This is a genomic window from Rhodopseudomonas pentothenatexigens (genome assembly GCF_900218015.1).
Lineage (GTDB): Bacteria > Pseudomonadota > Alphaproteobacteria > Rhizobiales > Xanthobacteraceae > Rhodopseudomonas > Rhodopseudomonas pentothenatexigens.
This window is the reverse complement of the sequence record NZ_UFQQ01000001.1, coordinates 1-25,031: the sequence shown is the minus strand read 5'-3', so window position 1 is coordinate 25,031 and position 25,031 is coordinate 1. Positions and strand designations below refer to the sequence as shown.

The following is a 25,031-nucleotide window of genomic DNA, read 5'->3' as shown; positions in this document are numbered from 1 at the left end:
GATGTGCCGCGCGGCGTCCGCTCGCCTTGCACAGACCACACCCCGCGCGGTAGATAGGCGCGGCGGGCGGCTAGCTCAGCTGGTTAGAGCATCTCGTTTACACCGAGAGGGTCGGGAGTTCGAATCTCTCGCCGCCCACCATTCGGCCAGACCCGCTCGGCACACCCACCCGCTCCAAATCCGGGGTTCCGGCCGCGAGAAATTCAGCGGCTCTGGTGAACAGTTTCCGACCAAATTCGCGCCTCTAGACGCGATTGCATCGCAACTGCAGCTTCCGACCGATTGACCACCCACGAACACACAACATCATACCGCAACCGACGCCCGTCCGGGCGAAGGTCGCCGAATGCGCGAGTGGTTGCCCGTATCTGTACTAACGAGATGTCCATTTCCCCGCGCTAGGAAGGACAGGGATTCTCATGACGCCGGCTGGGGTGTTCGATGGCAAGGGTTGGGTGGGCAGCGGGGCCGCGGGGCCTGCTGCAGGGACCGCGAAACGTCTCGCTGCGCTGGATCGTCACGAGTGGCATCCTGCTCGGGACGGCGATCGCGCTGGCCAGCGCCTGGATGATCGCAGACAGCCGCGACCGCCTGCTGCGCAACACCGAGCGCGAACTCGGCAACACCGCGCTGCTGCTGGCGCGCCAGTTCGACCGCACCTTCGAGGCGCTGAACGTCGACCAGAGCGAGACCGCGGCGTCGCTGGAACAGACCTATCCGCTGGTCAACGCGCTGTCGACCCACACCCTGCTGGCGCTGAAGACCGGCGAACTCGGCGAATTCGATCTGTTCGACACCGCCGGCACCCTGATCAACTCGTCGCGCGGCTGGCCGGTGCCGGGCGTCGCGATCGGTGACGATCCGAATTTCCAGCGCTGGACGTCGGACTACGAGCGTGACGAAAGCCAGGCCGAGTTCGTGCGCGATCCGATCCTCGGCGGCTGGACGCTGGCGCTGGTCAAGCGGCTGCGCGGGCCCACCAGCAAGACCGCCGGGGTCCTGACCCGCGCCATCCCCAACGCCTGGTATGAGGGCCTGGCGTCCTCGATCGTGCTCGGGGAGGACGCGGCGATCGCGGTGTTCACCAACGGCGGGACGCTGGTGACGCGGTGGCCCCGCTTCAGTGCGGCGGTCGGCCAGAACTATCTCAATTCCGACCTGAAGACGCTGTTTCTCGGGCCCGGCAAGATCCGGCGGGTGGTCAGCCCGTTCGACGGCAGCGAGCGGATCTCGGCGGCGCGGACGCTCGGCAAGCAGCCGATCGTCGTGGTGGTGTCGCGCACCGTCGACGGCGTGCTGGCGGCGTGGTGGCGCGAGCTGTGGGTGATCGTCTCGGTCGCGCTGGCGACCGCGCTGGCGGTCGGCGTGGTGCTGTTCCAGCTCGGCCGCAACATCATCCGGCAGCAGACCGATCTGCGCCAGCGCTACAGCATCGCGGTCGACAACATGGCGCAGGGGCTGTCGCTGTTCGACGCCTCGGGCCGGCTGCTGCTGCACAACCAGCGCTATCTCGACATCTACCGTCTTCCCGCCGAGGCGGTGAGGCCGGGCCTGCGCGGCGCCGACATCGTCGAACTGCTGAAGCAGGCCGGCCACGACCCGCACCTCATCGAAGAATATCGCAGCTTCGTGGTGAAGAACGCCGGCCGCCGCAGCTCGTTCGAGGTGGAACTCGCCGACGGGCGGACGATTCTGATCACCCGCGAACCGATCCAGGGCGGCGGCTGGGTGATGACCCACGAGGAGATCACCGAGCGCAAGCGCGCCGACTCCCGCATCCATCACCTCGCCCATTTCGACGATCTCACCGGGCTGCCGAACCGGTCGTCGTTCCGCGCCCATCTCGGCGATGCGCTCGACGCGATCGAGCCCGGCGATCAGCTCGCCCTGCTCTACATCGACATCGACGAGTTCAAGATCGTCAACGACACCCTCGGCCATCCGGTCGGAGACCAGCTGCTCAGATGCATCGCGGAGCGTCTGCAACGCTGCCTGACGCCGGGCGACTACGTCGCGCGGCTCGGCGGCGACGAATTCGCCGTGGTGATGGCCGACGCTACCAATGTGCGCGATCTGGTGGCGACGCTGCAGGACGCGCTGCGCGAGAGCTTCGACTGCGCCGGCCACATGATCTCGCCGGATGCCAGCATCGGCATCGCGCTCGCGCCGGAGCACGGCCGCGAGGTCGACGAGCTGATCGCCAAGGCCGATCTGGCGCTGTACGCGGCGAAGTCCGAAGGCCGCCGCACCTACCGGTTCTTCATGCCGGAGATGGACACCAAGGCCAAAGCCCGCCACGAGCTGGCGACCGAGCTGAAGCGCGCGGTGGCCGAGCGCGCGTTCCAGCTCCACTTCCAGCCGCTGGTCGATCTGAATTCCGGCGCCGTCGCCGGCTGCGAGGCGCTGCTGCGCTGGCCGCATCCGGTGCGCGGCTTCGTTTCGCCGGCCGAGTTCATTCCGTTGGCCGAGGATATCGGGCTGATCGAGGAGCTCGGCGAGTGGGTGCTGGAGCAGGCCTGCGGCGTCGCGGTCGGCTGGCCGGCGGCGATGACGGTCGCCGTCAACGTGTCGCCGATCCAGTTCCGCCGCGCCACCTTCCCGCTCAAAGTCGCCGCCGCGCTGGCGCGCAGCGGGCTGGCCGCGCACCGCCTGGAGCTGGAGATCACCGAAGCGCTGCTGCTGCAGGATACCGAGTCGACCCTGACGATCCTCAATCAGCTGCGCGCCCTCGGGGTCAAGATCGCGCTCGACGATTTCGGCACCGGCTATTCGTCGCTGAGCTATCTGCACCGCTTCCCGATCGACAAGATCAAGATCGACAAGAGCTTCGTCGACACCCTGACCGACCAAGCCGGCTCCGCCCCCATCGTCCGCGCGATCGTGCAGATCGCCGCCGCCGGCAACAAGACCACGCTGGCCGAAGGCGTCGAGACCGCCGCACAGCGCGACCTGCTGCGCCAGCTCGGCTGCCAGCAGATGCAGGGCTATCTGTTCAGCCCGGCGCTCCCCGCCGAGGCGCTGGCGCGGCTGATCGCCGGCGGCGACGTCGAAACGAACTCCGCGTCCCGCAGGGCGACGTCGACGGTCTGAGACTTGGGGGTCCTCTGATCCGTTTGCGTTGCCGCGATAAGCATCGCGAACTGTCCAAGTCGGCCACGACGACGGATCGGTGAACGGGCTCCCGGCTACGCCGCCTCTGGTAGCGAGTCGCTGATCGTCAGGCGCAACCAGCCGAGCAGCACCAGATTGCGGATCGCGCTGGCGACCGCCTGCTTCTTGTCGTCGGTCTGCCAGGACTTCTTCCACGAAAGGATGTAGTCGTACAATTCCTGCTCGGCCACATCGCCTTTGGATTGCTTCAACTCGCGCGCCGCGAAGAACACCGTCAGGACCTCCTCGGCCTGTTCGGTGCTCTTGATCCGGCTGAACAGGTCGACCGCCTTGTCGATCTTGCCCTTGTAGCGCGCGATCAGCTCCTGAAAACGCCCGCGATCACTCTCGTACTCGGGGGCGACCCGAAGAGCGATCATCCGGCCGAGTTGCTGCTCGTTCAGCCAGTTGCGATTGGCAAAATCGCGTAGCGCCGGCTTCACGTCATCGGAGAACGGACCGTAGCTGCCTTTGCCGAACCTGAAGCCGGTCGGCACGCCCATTTCTGTCACCACATAGCAGATCTTCTGGAAGATCGTGCGGCCGACGGGCGTCGCATAGGGCTGGGCCTCCAGTTCGCGCAGCACCTCCATCAGCACGACCCATTCGGGCTTCAGCGGGTCGGGCTTGCGCCCCTTGCTGTCGAGACTCGATTGCGGCGGCGCGGCGAGGAAGTCGCGGGTCAATTGCTGACGAGGCGTGCCGTAGGGTGCATAGAGCTCAATCTCGATCGGCAGATCGGCAAGTTTGCTGAAGATCAGCGGCGCGACGTCCGCCCACTCCAACCCGCCATTCCCGCAGCCGAGCGGCGGCATCGCGAGGCTGGTGATGCCCCACCCGGCGGCGTGGGCCGCGAGATGGTCTAGCCCGCGCTCGACATCGACCAGCCGCGACGGCGATCGCCAATGATCCTTGGTCGGGAAATTGATGATCCGCGCACCTGACAGATCACAGAACAGGTACGGCTCGCCGAGGCGAACCTCGCCCCGCGCGCAGCGCGCCTTGTAGTCCTCGAACATCGCCGGAAAGCGCCGTTTGAACTGCTCGGCCACGCCTTTGCCCATCACACCGACGCAATTGACGGTGTTGACCAGGGTCTGGGCCCGGGATTCAAACAGGTCTCCGATCAGCGCGCTGAACATGACAGGATCACTTCCCTCATCGGAAGAATAACACGGGCGAGACGCAGATCGGCAGGCCAAATCCGCAGCTGGCCAGCTTGGCCTTCGCGGCCTCGTCCACCGCGTAGGCGCCGGTCAGAAAGCCCGGATGCACGCGGTGCGGCACCAGAATCTCGGCACATTTCTTGGCACGATGTTGCCAATAGGCGATCTGATCGCCCGGATGGCGCCAATCCATTGCATAAATGGCATCGAAATCAAGCGCCCGCCACTGCCGCGGATGCAGGAAGCGAACATAGTCGCTGGCTGCGTTCTGATCCGAGATCACGGCGCCTTCGAGCCGCAGGACGTCTGTTGACACCCGCAATACGCAAAGATCGTCGACTTCGCCTAGCCGTTTGAACAGCATTGGATTGCGGGCATGAAAATACAGATTCGCGTACTCGTGCAACCTCAGCCCACCTGGGACCTGCTTGCGGTCGCGCTTGTCCTGTACCGGCTGAAGGGCTACCGACCGGTGCGGGAGCTGTGCGGCATCGTCGTAGGATAGGATGCCGTGGGTCATCACCGAGCCGACATTTACGATCGGCATGATGCAATGCAGCTCGGTAACGCGCGGGTCCATCGCCAAACACCCCCGATAACGCCCACGGCGGGCGATCTCACGCCGCCGAGAATCGAACCTGTAAGTAATCCTTACAAGTTGGCGGCTGCCCCCCACGAAAGTCCTTAATCCGAGCAACGATCAACCCCGAAGTCCGGCGATGGCCGCCTGGTGTCGAGGATTCTTCGACACCTGAAGCGCCCCGCTGCCCCTGCAAAGGCAATCGAGTTGCAACCGCGCCCGCTGATCGCCGCCCAAGCACTTTCTCGTGGGTGCGCCCCCCCTCAGGCCCGCCGAGGATCTCCCAAACGCAAACGGCGCCCCGCAGGGCGCCGTCGCTGTCTCTGTGAGTCTCTCGCCGCGTCAGTGCGCGGTCAGGCCGCCGCCGGCTTCGTCGGAGGCTTCCGTGCTGTCCGGGGTCGGCAGCTTGGTGTCCTCTTCCCACACGATCGGCATCGGCGCCCGGGTCAGCGCGTTGGCGATCACCTCGTCCATCCGTGCCACCGGGATGATGTTGAGACCACCCTTGATCGCGTCCGGAATCTCGGTGAGATCCTTGGCGTTGTCCTCGGGGATCAGCACCGTCTTGATGCCGCCGCGCGCCGCGGCGAGCAGCTTCTCCTTCAGGCCGCCGATCGGCAGCACCCGGCCCCGCAGCGTGATCTCGCCGGTCATGGCGATGTCGCGGCGGATCGGGATGCCGGTCAGCACCGACACGATGGTAGTCGCCATCGCCACGCCGGCCGACGGGCCGTCCTTCGGGGTCGCCCCCTCCGGCACGTGGACGTGGATGTCGCGCCGCTCGAAGAACGGCGGCTCGATCCCGAAGGTGATCGCGCGGCTGCGGACGTAGGACGCCGCCGCCTGGATCGACTCCTTCATGACGTCGCGCAGATTGCCGGTGACCGTCATCCGGCCCTTGCCCGGCATCATCACGCTTTCGATCGTCAGCAGCTCGCCGCCGACGTCGGTCCACGCCAGACCCGTCACCACACCGACCTGATCGTCCTTCTCGATCTCGCCGAACCGGAACTTCGGCACGCCGAGATATTCTTCGATCAGCTTCTCGGTGATGTGCACCGACTTCTTCTTCGACAGCATCAGCTCCTTGACGACCTTGCGGGCCAGCGTGGAGATTTCGCGCTCGAGATTGCGCACGCCCGCTTCACGGGTGTAGCGCCGGATCACCAGCAGCAACGCGTCGTCGTCGATCGACCATTCCTTGGAGTCGAGGCCGTGCTTGGTCAGCGCCTGAGGGATCAGGTGCTTGCGCGCGATCTCGAGCTTTTCGGTCTCGGTGTAGCCGGCGATCCGGATGATCTCCATGCGGTCCATCAGCGGCCCCGGGATGTTCAGGGTGTTCGCCGTGGTGATGAACATCACGTTGGACAGATCGTAGTCCACCTCGAGATAGTGGTCGTTGAAGGTGCCGTTCTGTTCGGGGTCGAGCACCTCGAGCAGCGCCGAGGACGGATCGCCGCGGAAGTCGGCGCCCATCTTGTCGATCTCGTCGAGCAGGAACAGCGGGTTCGAGGTCTTCGCCTTGCGCATCGACTGGATGATCTTGCCGGGCATCGAGCCGATATAGGTGCGGCGGTGACCGCGGATCTCGGCCTCGTCACGCACGCCGCCGAGCGACACGCGAACGAATTCGCGCCCCGTGGCCTTGGCGATCGACTTGCCGAGCGAGGTCTTGCCGACGCCGGGCGGGCCGACCAGGCACAGGATCGGACCGCTCAGCTTGTTGGCGCGCGACTGCACCGCGAGATACTCGACGATCCGCTCCTTGACCTTCTCGAGTCCGTAGTGATCGCTGTCGAGCACGGCCTGCGCCGCCTCGAGGTCCTTCTTCACCTTGGACTTCTTGTTCCACGGGATCGACAGCAGCCAGTCGAGATAGTTGCGCACCACCGTCGCTTCCGCGGACATCGGCGACATCTGGCGCAGCTTCTTCAGCTCGTGCTGCGCCTTCTCCCGCGCTTCCTTGGTCAGCTTGGTCTTGGCGATCTTCTCTTCGAGCTCGGCGAGCTCGTCCCGGCCGTCTTCGTCGCCGAGCTCCTTCTGGATCGCCTTCATCTGCTCGTTGAGATAGTACTCGCGCTGCGTCTTCTCCATCTGCCGCTTGACGCGGCTGCGGATGCGCTTCTCGACCTGCAGCACCGAGATCTCGCTCTCCATCAGGCCGAGCACCTTCTCGAGCCGCTGCGTCACCGACAGCGTCTCCAGGATGCCCTGGCGATCGGCGATCTTGACGGCGAGATGCGAGGCGACGGTGTCGGCGAGCTTGGCGAAGTCGGTGATCGACTGCACCACGCCGACGACTTCGGCCGAGATCTTCTTGTTGAGCTTCACATAGCTCTCGAAGTCGGACACCACGGAGCGCGACAGCGCCTCCGCTTCCACCGAGTTGGCGTCGGTGTCTTCGAGCGCGGCGGCGGTGGCCTCGTAGTATTCGGCGCGATCGGTGTACTTGTCGACCTTGGCGCGCGCGAGGCCTTCGACCAGCACCTTCACGGTGCCGTCGGGCAGCTTCAGCAGCTGCAGCACGCTGGCGAGCGTACCGATCTCGTAGATCGCGTCGGGTGCCGGATCGTCGTCGGACGCGTTCTTCTGCGTCGCCAGCATGATCAGCGCGTCGTTCTTCATCACCTCTTCGAGGGCGCGGATCGACTTCTCGCGGCCGACGAACAGCGGCACGATCATGTGCGGAAACACCACGATGTCGCGCAGCGGAAGAACCGGATAGGAGTGGCTTTCGCCGTAGGTGATCGATGGCCTGGGTTTGGTGGCGGTCATGGCCCCGTTCCTTTCGTTTTGCCCCCTCGCCCTCGGCCCGCCATCGGCGCTGCCGTCACGAGGTGCGGAGGTCTCCGGCCTGCGTCGGCCGGTCAGGGCCTCGGTATCCGGGATGGTTTAGGCGAATCCTGAAAACGCTTGTCATCGCCGAATGATTAGGTGGCTATCCGGCGGTGGGGTGTCAAGTCGTGGAAAAGGCAACGTTTTGTCCGGATTTGGCGCCGGCGTCCGATGCGCGGAAGCGGGCCGCGACAGCACAGGCGGCGACCCGTTCCGATCGTTGCCGCGGCGGCCGGCAGGCCGCCGCTCCGAAGGCCGCGCCTCAGGCGCTGGCGCTGCTCTCGGCCGCACGATCGGTGCGGTCGGCGTAGATGTACAGCGGGCGCGCGGTGCCCTCGACGACTTCGCGCGAGATCACCACTTCCTCGACGCCTTCGAGGCCCGGCAGATCGAACATGGTCTCGAGCAGGATGCTCTCCAGGATCGACCGCAGACCGCGCGCACCGGTCTTGCGCTCGATCGCCTTGCGGGCGACCGCACCCAGCGCCTCGTCGGCGAAGGTCAGCTCGACATTCTCCATCTCGAACAGCCGCTGGTACTGCTTGACCAGCGCGTTCTTCGGATCGGTCAGGATCTTCTTCAGCGAGGTCTCGTCGAGATCTTCCAGGGTGGCGACCACCGGCAGACGGCCGACGAATTCCGGGATCAGCCCGTACTTCAGCAGGTCCTCGGGCTCGACGTGGCGGAAGATCTCACCGGTGCGGCGATCTTCCGGCGCCAGCACCTGGGCCGCGAAACCGATCGAGGTCGACCGGCCGCGCGACGAGATGATCTTCTCGAGGCCCGCGAACGCGCCACCGCAGATGAACAGGATGTTGGTGGTGTCGACCTGCAGGAACTCCTGCTGCGGATGCTTGCGGCCGCCCTGCGGCGGCACCGACGCCACGGTGCCTTCCATGATCTTGAGCAGCGCCTGCTGGACACCCTCGCCCGACACGTCGCGGGTGATCGAGGGATTGTCCGACTTGCGGCTGATCTTGTCGATCTCGTCGATATACACGATGCCGCGCTGGGCCCGCTCGACATTGTAGTCGGCGGCCTGCAGCAGCTTCAGGATGATGTTCTCGACGTCCTCGCCGACATAGCCGGCTTCGGTCAGCGTCGTCGCATCCGCCATCGTGAACGGAACGTCGAGAATCCGCGCCAGCGTCTGCGCCAGCAGCGTCTTGCCGGAGCCGGTCGGACCGATCAGCAGGATGTTCGACTTCGCCAGTTCGACGTCGTTGTGCTTGGTCTGGTGGTTCAGCCGCTTGTAGTGGTTGTGCACCGCGACCGACAGCACCTTCTTGGCATGGCCCTGGCCGATCACGTAGTCGTCGAGAACCTTGCAGATCTCCTTCGGCGTCGGAATGCCGTCGCGCGACTTCACCAGCGAGGACTTGTTCTCCTCGCGGATGATGTCCATGCACAGTTCCACGCACTCATCGCAGATGAAAACCGTGGGGCCGGCGATCAGCTTGCGGACCTCGTGCTGGCTCTTTCCGCAGAACGAGCAGTACAGGGTGTTCTTGGAGTCGCTCGTACCGACCTTACTCATCTCTATCTCCGTCCGCCGTTCGGTCTCTTCCGGTCGTCGCCTGGTCCTTGCGGGCTCGGCAGACGAGCATTAATGGGAGCAAAATCCGTACCAGAAAAGACCCCCGCATCAGTCCGGCCGCGAGCTGCGACCGAGTTCGAATCCCCCAAGCACTTCCATCGATCAGGTTCAGCCAATCAGACTGTCACCCGTCTATCAAGAATTCGCTAATCGGCCGGACCCCGGCCGGCGTGACATTAGCGTGATTTGCTGCACTTGCGCGACCCTCGGTCGCTGAAATCAACGCAGCGTTGCGCCATTGTCACGCGGGATACCGGCACGAAAGCGGAACATTGGGGCTTTCCTGTGAGAACCCCGAGGTCGGACCTGCGACCTCGGGAGCTCGACTCAGGTCGCCTTCGGCGCCGGCGACGGATCCTCGGGACGCTTGTCGATCACCTTGTCGACGATCCCGAACTCCCGCGCCATCTCGGCGGTGAGGAACTTGTCGCGCTCCAGCGCATCCTCGATCGCCTTGTAGGTCTGGCCGGTGTGATGCACGTAAATCTCGTTCAGCCGCTTCTTCAAGTTCAGGATTTCCTGAGCGTGCAGCATGATGTCGGTGGCCTGGCCCTGGAACCCGCCGGACGGCTGATGCACCATGATGCGCGCGTTCGGCAGCGAGAACCGCATGTCCTTGTGGCCGGCGGCGAGCAGCAGCGAGCCCATCGAGGCGGCCTGGCCGGTGCACAGCGTCGACACCGGCGGGCGGATGAACTGCATCGTGTCGTAGATCGCCAGGCCCGACGTCACCACCCCGCCCGGCGAGTTGATGTACATCGAGATTTCCTTCTTCGGATTTTCCGCTTCGAGGAACAGCAGCTGGGCGACGATCAGCGTCGACATGCCGTCTTCCACCGGACCGGTGACGAAGATGATCCGCTCTTTCAGGAGGCGCGAGAAGATGTCGTAGGCTCGTTCGCCGCGGTTGGTCTGCTCGACCACCATCGGCACGAGGTTCATGTAGGTTTCCACCGGATCGCGCATAAATCACCTGAGGGTTGTCGAGGGCGACAGCTCGCGGGAGCGACAAAACCGGCTCCGCCGCAGGCGTTCGCCCCGTGATGCAGGACGTGAAGCGAGGTCACAGATATGAGCCGATTGCCCGGCGACAAGGGTGGCCCCCGTTTCCACCCCTGAGTTGATACCGATTCGGCCGATCCCGGCAAAACCGACGAACGATTTTTCTCTGCCGATGCCACGGCTTTCACGCCGCATCGTTAACGGTGCCTGAGGATGCAAAACGGCCGCCGTGACGGTGTCACGGCGGCCGCAGAGATGATTCTCAGACGATGCGGATCAGGCCGCGGTCTTGTCGTCCTCGTCCTTGTACAGCTCCTCGCGGGTGACCGGCTTCTCGGTCACGTTGGCGAGCTCCAGGATGAAGTCGACCACCTTGTCTTCGTAGATCGGGGCGCGGAGCTGGGCCAGCGCTTCCGGATTGGAGCGGTAGAAGTCCCAGACTTCCTTCTCGCGGCCCGGCATCTGACGGGCGCGCTCGATCACCGCGCGGCTGACTTCGTCGTCGGTGACCTGGATCTTGTTCTTCTCGCCGATTTCCGACAGCACCAGGCCGAGGCGGACGCGGCGGTCGGCGATCTTGCGATACTCTTCCTTGGCGGCGTCCTCGGTGGTGTTCTCGTCGGCGAAGGTCTTGCCGGTCGACTGCATCTCGGCGTTGATCGACCGCCACATCACTTCGAACTCCTGCTCGATCAGCGACGGCGGAGCATCGAACTTGTGGGCTTCGTCGAGGCGATCGAGCAGCTGGCGCTTCAGCTTCAGGCGCGAGGCGCCGGCGTATTCGGCGGCGAGCCGGCCCTTGGCGGCTTCCTTCAGCTTGTCGAGCGATTCCATGCCGAGGGTCTTGGCGAACTCGTCGTCGATCGTGGTCTCCTGCGGCGCCTCGAGCTTGGTCGCGGTGGTCTCGAACTCGGCCGGCTTGCCGGCCAGCGTCTCGCTGGCATAGTTGGTCGGGAACGTCACCTGGATGGTGCGGGTCTCGCCCACCGCGATGCCGACGAGCTGATCCTCGAAGCCCGGAATGAAGGACGCCGAGCCGATCACCACCGGGATGTCCTCGCCGGTGCCGCCGTCGAACGCCACGCCGTCGATGGTGCCCTTGAACGACACGGTGACGCGGTCGCCGGTCTCGGCCTTGGCGCCCTCGGCCTTGTCGGCATAGCTGCGGTTGGCCTCGGCGATCCGCTTGATCGCCTCATCGACGTCCGATTCGCCGACCTCGACCACCGGCTTCTCGACCGAGAAGCTCTTGAAGTCGGCCAGCTCGATGGTCGGCACCACTTCGATCGCCACGGTGTAGGTGAGATCGGACTTGCCCTCGAGGATGTCCTCGATCTCCTTCTGGTCCTGCGGCATGGTGATCTTCGGCTCGGTGGCGAGCCGGAAGCCGCGCTCCGAGAAGATGCCGTCGTTGGTGTCGCGGACCAGCTTGTCGATGGTCTCGGCGGCGACCGAGCGGCCGTAGACGCGCTTCAGATGAGCGGTCGGCACCTTGCCCGGACGAAAGCCGTTGAGGCGCACCTTGTCCTTCAGATCGGCGAGGCGCTCGTCGACCTTGGCATCGATGTCCGCAGCCGGGACACTGACCTGGAATTCGCGCTTCAATCCGTCGGCAACGGTTTCCTTGACCTGCATGGCGTCAATCTTCTTCTCTTGGCTCCGGCCGAAGGACCGGAAATGGTCGAACTGCGATGCGGCCTTGCAGCCTGCATCATCGGGTTGGCGGATATCCGTCCTGGGAGACGGCCCTCCGGAAAATCGTCATGAGCAAAGCCACTTGCGTGGTGCGGGCGGAGGGACTCGAACCCCCACAACTTTCGTCACTGGAACCTAAATCCAGCGCGTCTACCAATTCCGCCACGCCCGCGAAGAGCATCATGTCCGGCCGCGATGCCGCGGGCGGCGGCTTATAACATGACATTGTGGTCGCGTATCAAGAGAAACCAGCAGCTTCGCCGACCGCGGCGGGCCGCCGCAGACTGGACAGCGGGCGGCGAACATGGTCCGCATCCAATGATGACCGATCAGCCGCCTGCCCTGTCCCGTCGCACCGTGCTCGCCGGCCTCGGTGCCGCTGCGATCACGCCGGCGCTCCAGATCGGCGACGCCGCTGCGGCGCCGGCTCGCAAATCGCTGACAATCAGCGCCGCGCCCGGCACCATCGTGCTGAAGCCGGGCGCTGCACCGGTCGGGCGGCCGGCGCTGAGCCTCGACGGGCCGGCACTGAGGCGCGGTGACGAGGTCGCGGTCGAGTTCGCCAACCAGCTCGACCAGCCGGCACTGCTGACTCTGCGCGGCCTCGACGGCGCCGTCGCCGCCGAGCCGCTGGTCAAGACCAAGCCGGTGCCGCCCGGCGGCAGCGACCGCTTTCTGCTGCCCTTGCGATCCGCCGGCACGCTGCTGGCCGACCTGCGCCTGACCGCCGACGCCGGGACGGCGCCGATGCCGGCGCTGCCGCTGGTTGTCGCCGAATCCGAGCCGCCGCAGGTCGACGGCGACCAGGTGGTGCTGATCGAGGATTTCCGGCTCGGCGAGGACGGCAAGCTGCGCCCCTCCGGCGTCGACGTCGGCGCCATGCCGTGGCTGTACACCGTCAACGGCCAGCCCTCGGCCGAGCTTGCGGTCCGGACCCATGGGCGTTTCAGATTCCGCTTCATCAACGCCTGCCAACGCAATGTGATTGCGCTTCGAATCGAGGATCACAATGTCTGGGTCATGGCCCTCGACAGCCAGCCGGCCGAGCCATTCCTGGCGCGCGGCGGAGCGCTGGTGATCGCCGCCGGTGGCCGGGTCGACGTCCTGATCGACGCGCTGAAGCCGCCCGGATCGAGCGCCGCGATCACGCTGCACGATGGCGGCAAGCCGGTTCCGCTGGCCCGGCTGGTGTATTCCGGCGATCCGCCGCTGCGCCCCGCGCCGCTGCCGCAGCCGGCGCCGTTCCCGGCCAATGGCCTGCCCGCGCAACTGCCGCTCGGCGGCGCGCTGCGCACCGAGCTGCTGCTCGGCGCCCTGGTCAATGCGCAGCTCGACTGGTTCGCGCCGGACAAGTTCAATCCCGCCGCCGGGCCCGCCTTTCAGGTCAAGCGCGGCCGCACCGTGGTGCTGGCACTGACCAACCACGCCACCCAGCCGATGGTGTTTCACCTGCATGGCCATCACTTCCGGCTGCTCGACCGGCTCGACGACGGTTGGAAGCCGTTCTGGCTCGACACTCTGGCGATCGACGCCGGCCAGACCCAGCGCATCGCCTTCGCGGCCGAATATCCGGGGCTGTGGCTGATCGAGGCCTATGCGGCGAAATGGTCGGAGCCGCGGCTGCTGCGGAGCTATCTGGTGAGTTGAGCATCGGTCTTTAAGCCTTCAACGCAGCAACGATTTCGGCAGAACGCCTGCCTCTCAGCTCGTCATGGCCGGGCTCGTCCCGGCCATCCACGCCTGTCTTGCGTTGCCGTCAGCAAGGCGTGGATGCCCGGCACAAGGCCGGGCATGACGCGTGGAGAGTGAGGCGCCTGAACTCATCGGCCGATTTTCCGACCAAGCGTCGCGCACGACGCTGTCGCATCAATACTCCACCCCAAGTTCGTCATAGACCCGCCGATGCACTGCCGGCAGGGTTTCGGTCAGGTCCTCGGCGATCAGGCCCGGCCCCGCCTCGCATGCCGCCTCGCCGTGCATCCACACCCCGATGCAGGCCGCCTCGAACGCCGGCACCCGCTGCGCCAGCAGGCCGGCGATGATCCCGGTCAGCACGTCGCCGGAGCCGGCGGTCGCCAGCCAGGGCGGCGCATTGCAGGCGATCGCCGCGCGCCCGTCCGGCGCCGCCACCACCGTGTCGGCGCCCTTGAGCAGCACCACGGCGCCGGAGCGCTGCGCTGCGACCCGCACCCGTTCAAGTTTCGAGCGAAGTGGATTTTTGTTGCTCATGTCACTGAACAGACGTGGAAATTCGCCCTCGTGCGGGGTCAGGACAACCTGTGGATTGCTTGTGGATTTGATCGCCTCGAACAGCGCCTCGGGCTGCCCGGCGAAGCTGGTCAGCGCATCGGCGTCGAGCACCACCGCAGGTCCCGCCGCCAGCGCCGCCAGCACCTTGCCCTGGGTCGCCTCGCCGATTCCCGCACCCGGCCCGATCCCGACCGCGTTGAAGCGCCGGTCCGCCAGCATCGCGCCGAGCTCGTCGGCGGTATCGACCGGCCGCACCATCACGGCTGTCAGCGCGGCGGCGTTGACCGCCAGCGCGTCGCGCGGCGACGCCACCGTCACCAGGCCCGCGCCGGCGCGCAGCGCACCGCGCGCCGCCAGCCGCGCCGCCCCGGTCTGCGACAGCTCGCCGGACACCACCACGGCGTGGCCGCGGCCGTATTTGTGGCCGTCGGCGCGCGGCACCGGGAAATCCGGCAGCCACAAATCGGGATCGTTCTCGAACGCCTGCGGCCGGATCTCGTCGAGCACCGCCGGCTCGATGCCGATGTCGACCAGCCGGACCTTGCCGCAATGCAGCCGACCGGGCAGCAACAGATGGCCGATCTTGCGGCGGAAGAAGGTGACGGTCTCGCGCGCCCGGATCGCCGCGCCCATCACCGCGCCGGTGGCGCCGTTGATGCCGCTCGGCAGGTCGACCGCCAGCACCGGCACGCCGCTGTGGTTCACCGCCTCGATGATCTCCAGCGCTTGATCCTTCACCGGCCGGTTGAGCCCGGAGCCGAACAGCGCGTCGACGATCAGGGCCGGCGAGCCGATCGACTGGGTCAGGAACGGCAGCAGCGGCCCTTTCCACTCCCGTGCCGCCATCGCCGCATCGCCCTTCAGCGCATCGCGCTCGCCCAGCAGCATCACGTGCACCGTGCGCCCCAGCGCCACCAATTCGGTGGCGGCGATCAGCCCGTCGCCGCCGTTATTGCCCGGTCCGGCGATCACCAGGATCGGGCCCGGCTCGGCCAATTCCATCGCCGCCTGGGCGACATGGCGGCCGGCGTGCAGCATCAGTGCGAACCCCGACGATCCGCCGGCGATCGTCAGCAGATCGGCGCGGTCCATCTCAGCCGGCGTCAACAGTTCCATGCCCAATTCCCGGTACAGTCGCCTGCAGCGAAGGCAGCTTCATTGATCCCAAACCGACACGACCCGCCTGCTGCACAATAGACTAGCTATTTGCCTAACGATTAATCAGGCAAAGCCCGTTCTGCATTCGCTCAGTGGGCCATACGCCCGATTAATATCCTGATAAAGCTTCACAATCGGCTGCTGCGCAAATTGGCACGGACCCTGCTTTTACGGAAGCCAGTTTCGATCCTCGCGCTCGCCTGCAAAGGCGGGGTCTGCGCACGACCGTTCCGAGTTCCGGCCTGGCGGGATTCAGAAACGGGATTGCTCACCCAATCGGCCGCGGTCATCGATCAACTGCGCAGCGTCGCGCAATCTGGCATACACATGCCGACTCACGACGTGGGAAGTCCGGGGAGAGTGTAAGTGAAGAAGATCGAAGCCATCATCAAGCCGTTCAAGCTCGACGAGGTCAAGGAAGCGCTGCAGGAAGTCGGATTGCAGGGGATCACCGTCACCGAAGCCAAGGGCTTCGGGCGGCAGAAGGGGCACGCCGAGCTGTATCGCGGCGCCGAGTACATCGTCGACTTCCTGCCCAAGGTGAAGATCGAGATCGTGATCGCCGACGACCTGGTCGAGAAGGCGATCGACGCCATCCGACGCGCTGCCCAGACCGGCCGGATCGGTGACGGCAAGATTTTCGTCTCCAACATCGAAGAAGCCATCCGCATCAGGACGGGCGAATCCGGACTGGACGCCATCTAAGCACCCGGCCTATCACCTCGACTGATCGCATCACCTGGCGGCCGTGCGGCCGCCGTTTCACGACGACCCGAAGCAAAGGGGTACTCATGACGACCGCTAAAGAAGTCCTGAAATCCATCAAGGACAACGACGTGAAATACGTCGACCTGCGTTTCACCGATCCGCGCGGCAAGTGGCAGCACGTCACTTTCGACGTGTCGATGATCGACGAGGAGATCTTCTCCGAAGGCACCATGTTCGACGGTTCCTCGATCGCCGGCTGGAAGGCGATCAACGAGTCCGACATGATGCTGATGCCCGATCCGTCGACCGCGACGATCGATCCGTTCTTCGCAGAGACCACCATGGTGATCACCTGCGACATCCTCGAGCCGTCGACCGGCGAGCCCTACAACCGCGACCCGCGCGGCATCGCCAAGAAGGCGGAAGCCCAGGTCAAGGCGCTCGGCATCGGCGACACCGTGTTCGTCGGTCCCGAAGCCGAGTTCTTCGTGTTCGACGACGTGCGCTATTCGGCGAACCCGTACAACACCGGCTTCAAGCTCGACTCGTCGGAACTGCCGACCAACTCCGACACCGAGTACGAGGGCGGCAACCTCGGCCACCGCATCCGCACCAAGGCCGGTTACTTCCCGGTGCCGCCGCAGGACTCGGTGCAGGACATGCGCTCGGAGATGCTCGGCGCGATGGCCAAGATGGGCGTCAAGGTCGAGAAGCATCACCACGAAGTCGCGTCTGCCCAGCACGAGCTCGGCATGAAGTTCGACACCCTGACCCACATGGCCGACCAGATGCAGATCTACAAGTACTGCATCCATCAGGTCGCCCACATCTACGGCAAGACCGCGACCTTCATGCCGAAGCCGGTGTTCGGCGACAACGGCTCGGGCATGCACGTGCACCAGTCGATCTGGAAGGACGGCAAGCCGACCTTCGCCGGCAACAAATACGCCGACCTGTCGGAAACCTGCCTGCACTACATCGGCGGCATCATCAAGCACGCCAAGGCGATCAACGCCTTCACCAACCCGTCAACCAACTCCTACAAGCGTCTGGTCCCGGGCTATGAAGCGCCGGTGCTGCTGGCCTATTCGGCCCGCAACCGTTCGGCCTCGTGCCGCATCCCCTACACCACCTCGCCGAAGGCCAAGCGCGTCGAAGTCCGCTTCCCGGACCCGATGGCCAACCCCTATCTCGGCTTCGCCGCGATGCTGATGGCCGGCCTCGACGGCATCAAGAACAAGATCGATCCGGGTCCGGCGATGGACAAGGACCTGTACGACCTGCCGAAGGAAGAGCTGAAGCAGATCCCGACGGTCTGCGGTTCGCTCCGCGAGGCGCTCGAGAACCTCGACAAGGACCGCGCCTTCCTCAAGGCCGGCGGCGTGTTCGACGACGACTTCATCGACGCCTATATCGAGCTGAAGATGACCGAAGTCGCGCGGTTCGAAATGACCCCGCACCCGGTCGAGTTCGAGATGTACTACTCGTACTAAGCGCTTCGGCGACATCACTCAGGGAGAAGGCGCTCCTCGCGGGGCGCCTTTTTCTTTGCCCGTCGACACCCGCAGCTGGTCCGCAGATCACCGGCGCCGTTTGATCCAGCTCAAAGTCCCATTCATTCGAATGAATTAAACAGACGCCAATGAGGCGTCGACCATGAAGTCCAACGGACACACCGCCCTGCTCCGGCCCGCGCTTGGCGGGCAAAGCCACGATACTCGTGCTCGCATGATCGAGGCGGCGATCGAGGTGTTCGGCTCGGTCGGCTACGACGGCGCCACCACCCGTCAACTCACCGAGCGGGCAAAAGTCAATCAAGCGGCGATCCCGTATCATTTCGGCGGCAAGCGCGAGCTGTACCTGGCAGCCGCGCAGGCGATCGCCGACTATATGCGATCCCGCATCGAGCCGCTGATTGACCAGCTCCGCACCGCTGCCGCCGATCCGGTCCGCCACATCGACGCGGTGGTGACGCGGTTCTTCCAGTTCATCGCCGGCGACGAGGAGCCGGAGGCCTGGACCGTGTTCTTCGTCCGCTGCGAGCGTGATGCCGACGACGCCTTCCGCATCATCTATTACCAGTCGGTCGCGCGGTTTCAGGCCGCGCTGATCGCGGAGGTCGCCGCCGCCACCGGCCGTTCCCCGGACGATGCGGATCTGAAAGTCCGGGTCGCCATCGTGCTCGGCGCGATCTCCAACTTCCGCACGCTGCGCAACGTCATGCTGAGTTCACTCGGCTGGGACACATTCGACGCCGCGCGCAAGCGGACCGTGGAGATGGCGGTGCGGCGGCTGGCGTTGGCCGAACTGCTCGGCATCCGCTCCGATGATCCGTCCATCGCCCATCCGCCGCTCGGCTCCGCATCCGGAGTTCACCCCTCACCCACGGCCTGACGTCAAAAGGAGGCTGCCATGACCAAGCCCGATCTCACTCAAGCCTACCTGGAATGGACCAAGCAGAAGCTCGACGAATCCGCCGCGACCATCGCCAAGATCGAGGAAGGTGTCGCCAAGCTCGGCGAAGCGTCGAGCGCGAAGGCTGAGGAAGCGCTGGCGCAATTCCGCACCGCGCGCGACGCCTTCCAGGCCAAGGTGACGGCCCTGCAGGCCGATCTCGGCGAGTCGAAGCAGGTCACCGACGCGGCGCTGGCGGCGGTCTCGGCGCAGTGGAACGAGGTCGAACTCGCGTTCCAGAAATTCCTCGGCACCGCCGGCGACCAGGCCGGCCTCGTCAAGGACGCGCTCGCCGCCCGCGCCGAAGCGCAGCGCCAGGCGTTCCTAGCGTCGCTGGAGACGATCCAGACCAGCGCCGCATCCGCGCTCGAACAGGGCCGCAAGGAAATGGAATCCTCGCTGCGCCGCTGGACCGAAGAAACCGAGAAGATGCTCGGCCCGAAGCTGACGCAATTGTCGGCCGCCGGCGACGAGACATGGAACGCGCTGAAGGCCGGCCTCGACGAAACCGCCGCGGTCTACGAGAAGACCTGGGCCCGGATCTCGCAGGCGTTCACCAAGACGAAGTAACAGCAGACAGCCAGCTCTCTCCCTCGCCTCGAACGCTTCGTCGACGAGTCGAATCGATAGCGCCCACAAAGCACGGGCTCCTCATCCTGAGGAGCCCGGCGCAGCCGGGCGTCTCGAAGGATGAGGCGCCGCACGGACTCGCGGCACATGGTTCGAGACGGCGCTTCGCGCCTCCTCACCATGAGGTTTTGTCTATTGTCGACGTCGTTAGCTTGTAGCTTCCGCACGCGACCGCAGTGCTCCCATACGCCGCTCAGCCCACACCGCTCCCGCGCGCCAGCGCCTCCGGCGCGGCGGCGATCGCCTGATATACAGTCTCGATCTCCGCCGCCGTGCTGCAATACGGCGGCATCAGATAGATCGTGTTGCCGAGCGGACGGACCAAGAGGCCGCGGCCGACGAAGTAGGCGTAGAGCCGCGGCCCGACATCGGCGAGATAGCCGCTGTCGCCGACCTCGAGATCGACCGCGGCGATGGTGCCGATCTGGCGGACATTGCTGAACCGCACATCGTCGCGAAAGCGATCCAGCGCGCGCGCGTGGACGGCGGCGAGATCATCGATCCGCTGCCGCACCGGCTCGCTTCCCCACACCTGCAGATTGGCCAGCGCCGCCGCGCAGGCGATCGGATTGGCGGTGTAGGAGCTGGAATGGAAGAACGTCTTGCGCCGGTCGGTGGAGAAATGCGCGTCGAAGATTTCGCGCCGGCACATCGTCACCGCCAGCGGCACCGAGCCGCCGGTCAGTCCCTTCGAGTAGCAGGCGATGTCGGGCACGACGTTCGCCTGTTCGCACGCGAACAGCGTGCCGGTGCGGCCCCAGCCGGTCATCACCTCGTCGGCGATCAGCAGCACGCCGTGCGCCTTGCAGATCCGCGCCATTTCGGCCAGCACCCAGGGCGGATAGATCAGCATGCCGCCGGCCCCGAGCACCAGGGGCTCGACGATCAGCGCCGCGATCGCCTCGGCGCGGCACGCCTGCTCCAGCGCGTCCAGCGTCGCCTGCTCGGCGCCGGCGCGCGGGAACGGCAGCCGGCTGACGTCGAACAGCAGCGGATCGTAAGGCGCGTTGAACACGCCGCGCTCGCCGACCGACATGCCGCCGATCGTGTCGCCGTGATACGCACCCTCCAGCGCCAGGATGCGCCGCCGGTTCTCGCCCGAGTGCAGCCAATAGCCGAGCGCCATCTTCAGCCCGACCTCGACCGCGGTCGAGCCGCTGTCGGAGTAGAACACATGCGTCAGCTCCGGCGGCGTGATCTCGACCAGACGCCGTGCGAGCTGTTCGGCCGGCGGATGGGTGAAGCCGGCGAAGATCACCTGGTCGAGCCGGTCGGCCTGCTGCTTGATCGCGGCGATGATCGCCGGATGGCGGTGGCCATGGGTCACCACCCACCACGAACTGATCGCGTCGAAGATTCGGCGGCCGTCCTCGGCTTCGAGCCAGGCGCCCTCGCCGCGCACGATGGTCGGCGTCTCACCCTGCACTGCATGCTGGGTGAACGGGTGCCAGACCGGCGAGGAGTGGCTCATGGTGCGTCTCCAAGAAAATCCCGCGGATCGAACGCCGCGGCGAAGGCCGCGCGCAGCGCGGCGGCGTCGAGCGACGCCAGCCACGGCAGCCGGCCGAGCCGTGGGGTGCTACCGAGCTCGGTGATGATCTGCTCGGAGTCGGCGTTTTCTTCACCGAGGAAAGCGACGCCCAGCAGCGGAATGCCGCGCGCCCGGATCGCCTCGATCGACAGCAGCGTGTGGTTGATGGTGCCGAGCGAGGTGCGGGCGCACAGCACCAGCGGCGCTCCCCAGCGCGCGAACACGTCGATGTAGGTGATTTCGCGGGTCAGCGGCACCATCAGGCCGCCGGCTCCCTCGACCACCAGCGGACGCGGCAGATCCGGCAGATCGAGCGCGTCGATCTCGATGCCGACGCCGTCGATCGCCGCGGCGAGATGCGGCGACGCCGGCGTCTTGAGCCGGTAACGCTCCGGCAGGATACGTTCTGCGGCGAGCCCCGACAGCCGCTGCACCGCGCGGGAGTCGGTTTCGTCTTCCAGGCCGGACTGCACCGGCTTCCAATAGGTCGCGTCCAGCGCGCCGGCGAGCGCGGCGGCGAACACGGTCTTGCCGATGCCGGTGTCGGTACCGGTGACGACGATCCGCGCGCTCATGCGGCGGCCCTGATGTCTTCGGCGAGCGCAGCGAACAGCGAGGCGATCACCTCCTCCGACAGATTGGCGCTGAGCGCGATGCGCAGCCGCGCGGTGCCTTCGGGCACGGTCGGCGGCCGGATCGCGCGGACGTCGAAGCCGCGCCGCTGCAGCGATGCGGCGAGCGCCACCGCGGTGTGGTTGGCGCCGACGATGATCGGCAGGATGTGCGATCCCGACGAGACGACGCCGCAGCGCTGCTTCAGCTCGCGATCCGCGAACGCCACCAGCGCGGCGAGCCGCTGCCGCCGCTCCGGCCGGGTGCGGCTGATGTCGAGCGCCGCCCGCGTCACCGCCGCGATCAGCGGCGACGGCGCGGTGGCAAAGATGAACGGCCGCGCCCGATTGACCAGGAAGTCGCGCACGATCTTGGGGCCGAGCACGAAACCGCCCATGGTGCCGAGCGCCTTGCCGCAGGTGTGCAGCGTGATCACGTTGGGACGGCCCTCGAACGCCGCGGCCAGTCCGCGGCCCTCCGGCCCGACCACGCCGGTGGCGTGCGCCTCGTCGATCACCAGCACGGCGTCGTGCCGATCCGCCACCGCGAGAAAGTCGGCGATCGGCGCGCTGTCGCCGTCCATGCTGTACACGCTTTCGATCGCGATCCAGGCGCTCCCGCGGCCGCCGGCCGCGCGCCACTGCCGCAGCCGCGCATCGAACGCCGCGACGTCGTTGTGCGGCACGCTCTCGCAAGCGGCACGGCCGCGGCGCATGCCCTCGTGCGCGCTGGCGTGGATCAGTTCGTCGTACAGCACGAGGTCGCCGCGCTGCGGCAGCGTCGCGAAGATCGCATGATTGGCGCCGAAACCGCCGCCGAAATACAGTGCGGTCTCGGCGCCGAAGTAATCGGCCGCCTCGGCTTCGAGCGCCAGGTGTTCGTCGTGATTGCCGCGCAGCAGCCGCGAGCCGCCGGCGCCGATCGGCACGCCGCGCGCGATCGCGTCGGCAGCGGCCTCGCGCAGTTCCTCGGACTCGGCGAGGCCGAGATAGTCGTTGGAGGTGAAGTCGACACCGGCGCGCGGCTGGAGCTTGCGACGCCGGCCCGCGTCTTCGAGCGAGCGCAGATCGGCTTCGAGGCTCTGATACATCGATGATCGTCCCGGAGGTGCAGCCGATCGCCAGACGGAATATCGACGATCAGACCTCCTGCCGTCGCAGGTGTTGAAGTTCGAAGGCGCACGACCGCGGCGCGACGACGGTTCGCGCCGCTTGCGGTCGGTCAGCGCGCGACGTCTGCTTAGCGCCCGTCGTCCGCCTCGTCACCGTCTTCTTCATAGCCGCGCTCGGAGGGGCCCATCACAATCTCGTTGCGCAACGCTTCGAACCGCCGCCGCGTCTCGGCATCGCGGTTTTCGATGAAGGCGATCGCGTCGGCGCGCGACAGCGGACCGGTGATGATCGGATGCACGCTGGCCCCGATCGTCTCGTCGACGAAGTAGCCGCGCTCGTCGCGCCGCAGCCGCCACTTGAAACGCAGCGCGTCGAGCGGTCCCGGCCCTTCGCGGGTATAGCGTTCGAGATCGTCGTCCGCCGGATCGCGCTCCGGCGTCTCGGCATCGCGCTGCGGATCGCCGACGATCGCGGCGGTCTGATCGGAATCGTCCTGTTCGGATTGGTCCTGTCCAGATTCCGCGTGTGCGGATTCCACCTGGTCAGCCGCGCGCTGCTCGTCAGGCTCGTCGTCCGGCTGCGAAGCGTCGGACGAATCCTCCTCCGATACCGCCTGGTCGCGCTTCTCCGGCGCGCTGTCGGTCTTTTCGAAGATGCTCGCGATCGCCGCGAGGGCTTCATCCGTTGGGTCGTTGGCAGTCAATACAAGGCTCCCCCAGCTTCGGCGCGAAGAAAACACCTCGGCCGAGCACGTCAACGCCGACAATGGTCGCTGGTTTCTATTTTGTGTGGCTATGTCGAGGCACAGACCGGTGGACGCCGAGTTTTCCACGGCCGTTCGCGCTCGAACTGCGCGGCGAGACGCAACAGCGTCGCTTCTTCGCCGAACTTTGCCGCGAACATCATTCCGATCGGCAAGCCGCTCGCACTCCACGCCAGCGGCACTGACATCGCCGGTTGCCCCGACATATTAGCAAGGCTGGTCCCCGGAATGTACCGGCGCAGCGTCGGGCTGATCCCGGACAGATCGCGTGCCATGGTGTCGATCTCGCCGATCCGCAGCGGCAGTGCGCACAGCGTCGGCGACAGGAAGACATCGACGTCGGTGAAGAAATCGGCCAGCGCGCGCGATATCTGAAACGCGATAAGCTCGGCGGCGCAGTAATCGACGCCGCTGGCCTTGCGCGCATTGGCGGCCGACGCCAGCGTCAGCACCTCGAAATCGCTCTCGGTCATCGGCCGGCCGAAGGTCTGCTCGGCGAGCCGCACCGCAAGGCCGGTGTTGCAAGCGACGATGGTGGCGATCACTTCCGCCGGATCGGCCGGCAACAGCGGCGCACGTTCCTCGACGTGATGGCCGAGGCCTTCGAGCAGCCTTGCGGTATCACGCACCGCCGCGGCGACTTCCGGATCGATCGCATCGCCATAGGTCGAGCGGTCGGTGAACGCGATCCGTAACCGCCCCGGATCGCGGCCGACCTCGTCGGCGAACGGCCGCTGCGGCGGCGGCGCGACGTAGGGGCTCGACGGCTCCGGACCGTGCAGCGCATCCAACATCGCGGCGCTGTCGCGCACGCTGATACTCACGACATGGCCGCAGGCAAAGCCGCCCCAGCCGGCGCCGCGATCCGGCCCGATCGGATTTCGCGCCCGCGTCGGCTTCAGCCCGAACACGCCGCAGGCCGAGGCCGGAATCCGGATCGAGCCGCCACCGTCGCTGGCATGCGCCACCGGCAGGATCCGCGCCGCGACCGCCGCCGCCGCGCCGCCCGACGAGCCGCCGGAGGAATGATCAATATTCCACGGATTGCGGGTCGGTCCGTGCAGTCGCGACTCGGTGGTCGGCATCAGGCCGAATTCCGGGCTGGCGCTCTTGCCGAACACGGTGACGCCGGCGTTCAGAAACCGCTGCGCCAGCGTGCCGGTGTGGGGCGCGACGAAATCCTTGTACAGGCTGGCGCCGAAAGTGGTGCGCGTGCCGGCGAGCAGATCGAGATCCTTCAAGAGAAACGGCACGCCGGTGAACGGACCATCCGGCAGCCCGGCTTCGATCTGCTTGCGCGCGTAGTCGTCGTGGCGGACGACGACGGCGTTGAGCTTGGGATCGACCGCCTCGGTGCGCGCGATCGCCTCGTCGAGCAGTTCGGCCGCGGACACCTGCTTGCTGCGGACCAGTTCGGCGAGGCCAACACCGTCGTAATTGTCGTAGTCCTTGAACGCCATGATGGGCCTCCCCCGCTTCAACATTATTGTTATTACCACCTCGCCCCGTCATTGCTGTGCGAGTTCACTAATTCGTTGATCGGATTTTTTTGTCGGCGGCGAAGTCCTTCGGGGTTTTGCCGCCGAGGGCCTGGTGGGGCCGGAAGTTGTTGTAATAGACCATGTATTCGAACAACTCGTTGGCGAAGTGGTCGAGGTTGTCGAAGGTGGCTCCGTCGATCACGTCGTCGTCGAGGGTCCGCCAGAAGCGCTCGATCTTGCCGTTGGTCTGGGGGCGGTAAGGCCGAGTGTAACGGTGCACGATGCCGAGCTCGCGCAGCATTGCCTC

Annotated in this window: 18 protein-coding genes, 2 tRNA genes and 2 pseudogenes; 7 read left to right on the top strand and 15 right to left on the bottom strand. The window is 66.1% G+C overall.

All coding sequences use genetic code 11. The features are described from left to right. The first annotated feature begins 64 nt into the window (after positions 1-64). Positions 65-141: transfer RNA gene (locus tag DWA33_RS00105), tRNA-Val, on the top strand. A gap of 300 nt (positions 142-441) precedes the next feature. Further along, on the top strand, positions 442-3,090 hold the full coding sequence (locus DWA33_RS00100) for a bifunctional diguanylate cyclase/phosphodiesterase (protein ID WP_114356097.1): 2,649 nt from the start codon (positions 442-444) through the stop codon (positions 3,088-3,090). 95 nt (positions 3,091-3,185) lie between these two features. On the opposite strand, the gene darG is transcribed toward DWA33_RS00100, so the two are convergent. The 7 genes from darG to DWA33_RS00065 form a co-directional block, all read right to left on the bottom strand. Then, on the bottom strand, positions 3,186-4,292 hold the full coding sequence (darG, locus tag DWA33_RS00095) for a type II toxin-antitoxin system antitoxin DNA ADP-ribosyl glycohydrolase DarG (RefSeq protein WP_114356096.1): 1,107 nt from the start codon (positions 4,290-4,292) through the stop codon (positions 3,186-3,188). A 16-nt stretch (positions 4,293-4,308) separates the two neighbouring features. Beyond that, entirely contained in the window at positions 4,309-4,896 is a 588-nt protein-coding gene (locus DWA33_RS00090) for a DUF4433 domain-containing protein (RefSeq protein WP_114356095.1), read from the bottom strand. A gap of 342 nt (positions 4,897-5,238) precedes the next feature. Continuing rightward, positions 5,239-7,671, bottom strand: coding sequence for an endopeptidase La (gene lon / locus DWA33_RS00085; RefSeq protein ID WP_114356094.1), 2,433 nt, complete (start codon positions 7,669-7,671; stop codon positions 5,239-5,241). A 322-nt stretch (positions 7,672-7,993) separates the two neighbouring features. Beyond that, the gene (gene clpX, locus DWA33_RS00080; RefSeq protein WP_114356093.1) at positions 7,994-9,268 is read right to left on the bottom strand and encodes an ATP-dependent Clp protease ATP-binding subunit ClpX; all 1,275 of its coding nucleotides are present in this window, start codon (positions 9,266-9,268) and stop codon (positions 7,994-7,996) included. A gap of 387 nt (positions 9,269-9,655) precedes the next feature. After that, positions 9,656-10,294: an ATP-dependent Clp protease proteolytic subunit gene (locus tag DWA33_RS00075; protein WP_114356092.1), complete on the bottom strand. Its 639-nt coding sequence runs from the start codon at positions 10,292-10,294 to the stop codon at positions 9,656-9,658. Between the two features lie 312 nt (positions 10,295-10,606). Continuing rightward, a complete protein-coding gene (gene tig, locus DWA33_RS00070) occupies positions 10,607-11,965 on the bottom strand; it encodes a trigger factor (protein ID WP_114356091.1) in 1,359 nt (452 codons plus the stop codon). Positions 11,966-12,112: 147 nt separating this feature from the next. Next, positions 12,113-12,197 (bottom strand) — tRNA-Leu (locus DWA33_RS00065). Between the two features lie 149 nt (positions 12,198-12,346). On the opposite strand from DWA33_RS00065, the gene DWA33_RS00060 reads away from it, so the two are divergent. Continuing rightward, positions 12,347-13,672, top strand: a complete 1,326-nt coding sequence (locus tag DWA33_RS00060) for a multicopper oxidase family protein (protein WP_114356349.1) — start codon at positions 12,347-12,349, stop codon at positions 13,670-13,672. Positions 13,673-13,891: 219 nt separating this feature from the next. On the opposite strand, the gene DWA33_RS00055 is transcribed toward DWA33_RS00060, so the two are convergent. Beyond that, positions 13,892-15,391, bottom strand: a complete 1,500-nt coding sequence (locus DWA33_RS00055; RefSeq protein ID WP_114356090.1) for an NAD(P)H-hydrate dehydratase — start codon at positions 15,389-15,391, stop codon at positions 13,892-13,894. Positions 15,392-15,799: 408 nt separating this feature from the next. Here DWA33_RS00055 and DWA33_RS00050 point away from each other — a divergent pair, with 408 nt between their 5' ends. The 4 genes from DWA33_RS00050 (at position 15,800) to DWA33_RS00035 (ending at position 19,165) form a co-directional block, all read left to right on the top strand. After that, positions 15,800-16,138, top strand: a complete 339-nt coding sequence (locus DWA33_RS00050) for a P-II family nitrogen regulator (RefSeq protein ID WP_011158515.1) — start codon at positions 15,800-15,802, stop codon at positions 16,136-16,138. 86 nt (positions 16,139-16,224) lie between these two features. Continuing rightward, the gene (gene glnA / locus DWA33_RS00045; protein ID WP_114356089.1) at positions 16,225-17,634 is read left to right on the top strand and encodes a type I glutamate--ammonia ligase; all 1,410 of its coding nucleotides are present in this window, start codon (positions 16,225-16,227) and stop codon (positions 17,632-17,634) included. A gap of 235 nt (positions 17,635-17,869) precedes the next feature. Further along, positions 17,870-18,535 carry a CerR family C-terminal domain-containing protein gene (locus DWA33_RS00040; protein ID WP_244601160.1) on the top strand — a complete coding sequence of 222 codons (666 nt, stop codon included), beginning with the start codon at positions 17,870-17,872 and terminating at the stop codon, positions 18,533-18,535. 18 nt (positions 18,536-18,553) lie between these two features. Then, positions 18,554-19,165 carry a hypothetical protein gene (locus tag DWA33_RS00035; RefSeq protein WP_114356087.1) on the top strand — a complete coding sequence of 204 codons (612 nt, stop codon included), beginning with the start codon at positions 18,554-18,556 and terminating at the stop codon, positions 19,163-19,165. A gap of 253 nt (positions 19,166-19,418) precedes the next feature. On the opposite strand, the gene DWA33_RS00030 is transcribed toward DWA33_RS00035, so the two are convergent. From DWA33_RS00030 to DWA33_RS25665, 7 genes and pseudogenes are all read right to left on the bottom strand, one after another. Next, positions 19,419-20,696: an adenosylmethionine--8-amino-7-oxononanoate transaminase gene (locus DWA33_RS00030; RefSeq protein ID WP_114356086.1), complete on the bottom strand. Its 1,278-nt coding sequence runs from the start codon at positions 20,694-20,696 to the stop codon at positions 19,419-19,421. Then, a complete protein-coding gene (gene bioD / locus DWA33_RS00025; protein WP_114356085.1) occupies positions 20,693-21,331 on the bottom strand; it encodes a dethiobiotin synthase in 639 nt (212 codons plus the stop codon). The genes DWA33_RS00030 and bioD overlap by 4 nt, the downstream gene beginning before the upstream one ends. Then, positions 21,328-22,458: an 8-amino-7-oxononanoate synthase gene (locus tag DWA33_RS00020; protein ID WP_114356084.1), complete on the bottom strand. Its 1,131-nt coding sequence runs from the start codon at positions 22,456-22,458 to the stop codon at positions 21,328-21,330. Before DWA33_RS00020 ends, bioD begins: the two co-directional genes overlap by 4 nt. Before the next feature lie 149 nt (positions 22,459-22,607). Further along, complete coding sequence (locus DWA33_RS00015) at positions 22,608-23,183, bottom strand: hypothetical protein (protein WP_114356083.1); 576 nt, start codon at positions 23,181-23,183, stop codon at positions 22,608-22,610. Positions 23,184-23,272: 89 nt separating this feature from the next. Beyond that, on the bottom strand, positions 23,273-24,703 hold the full coding sequence (locus tag DWA33_RS00010) for an amidase (RefSeq protein WP_114356082.1): 1,431 nt from the start codon (positions 24,701-24,703) through the stop codon (positions 23,273-23,275). 67 nt (positions 24,704-24,770) lie between these two features. Continuing rightward, a pseudogene (locus DWA33_RS00005) lies at positions 24,771-24,950 on the bottom strand (integrase core domain-containing protein); the annotation flags it as partial. Then, positions 24,929-25,031 (bottom strand): annotated as a pseudogene (locus DWA33_RS25665) (integrase core domain-containing protein); the annotation flags it as partial. The pseudogenes DWA33_RS25665 and DWA33_RS00005, both read right to left, overlap by 22 nt.

Bases quoted from the DNA above. Each gene is read 5' to 3' on its own strand.
- DWA33_RS00100 (WP_114356097.1), top strand. From the start codon at position 442: ATGGCAAGGGTTGGGTGGGCAGCGGGGCCGCGGGGCCTGCTGCAGGGA.
- darG (WP_114356096.1), bottom strand. From the start codon at position 4,292: ATGTTCAGCGCGCTGATCGGAGACCTGTTTGAATCCCGGGCCCAGACC.
- DWA33_RS00090 (WP_114356095.1), bottom strand. From the start codon at position 4,896: ATGGACCCGCGCGTTACCGAGCTGCATTGCATCATGCCGATCGTAAAT.
- lon (WP_114356094.1), bottom strand. From the start codon at position 7,671: ATGACCGCCACCAAACCCAGGCCATCGATCACCTACGGCGAAAGCCAC.
- clpX (WP_114356093.1), bottom strand. From the start codon at position 9,268: ATGAGTAAGGTCGGTACGAGCGACTCCAAGAACACCCTGTACTGCTCG.
- DWA33_RS00075 (WP_114356092.1), bottom strand. From the start codon at position 10,294: ATGCGCGATCCGGTGGAAACCTACATGAACCTCGTGCCGATGGTGGTC.
- tig (WP_114356091.1), bottom strand. From the start codon at position 11,965: ATGCAGGTCAAGGAAACCGTTGCCGACGGATTGAAGCGCGAATTCCAG.
- DWA33_RS00060 (WP_114356349.1), top strand. From the start codon at position 12,347: ATGACCGATCAGCCGCCTGCCCTGTCCCGTCGCACCGTGCTCGCCGGC.
- DWA33_RS00055 (WP_114356090.1), bottom strand. From the start codon at position 15,391: ATGGAACTGTTGACGCCGGCTGAGATGGACCGCGCCGATCTGCTGACG.
- glnA (WP_114356089.1), top strand. From the start codon at position 16,225: ATGACGACCGCTAAAGAAGTCCTGAAATCCATCAAGGACAACGACGTG.
- DWA33_RS00040 (WP_244601160.1), top strand. From the start codon at position 17,870: ATGATCGAGGCGGCGATCGAGGTGTTCGGCTCGGTCGGCTACGACGGC.
- DWA33_RS00035 (WP_114356087.1), top strand. From the start codon at position 18,554: ATGACCAAGCCCGATCTCACTCAAGCCTACCTGGAATGGACCAAGCAG.
- DWA33_RS00030 (WP_114356086.1), bottom strand. From the start codon at position 20,696: ATGAGCCACTCCTCGCCGGTCTGGCACCCGTTCACCCAGCATGCAGTG.
- bioD (WP_114356085.1), bottom strand. From the start codon at position 21,331: ATGAGCGCGCGGATCGTCGTCACCGGTACCGACACCGGCATCGGCAAG.
- DWA33_RS00020 (WP_114356084.1), bottom strand. From the start codon at position 22,458: ATGTATCAGAGCCTCGAAGCCGATCTGCGCTCGCTCGAAGACGCGGGC.
- DWA33_RS00010 (WP_114356082.1), bottom strand. From the start codon at position 24,703: ATGGCGTTCAAGGACTACGACAATTACGACGGTGTTGGCCTCGCCGAA.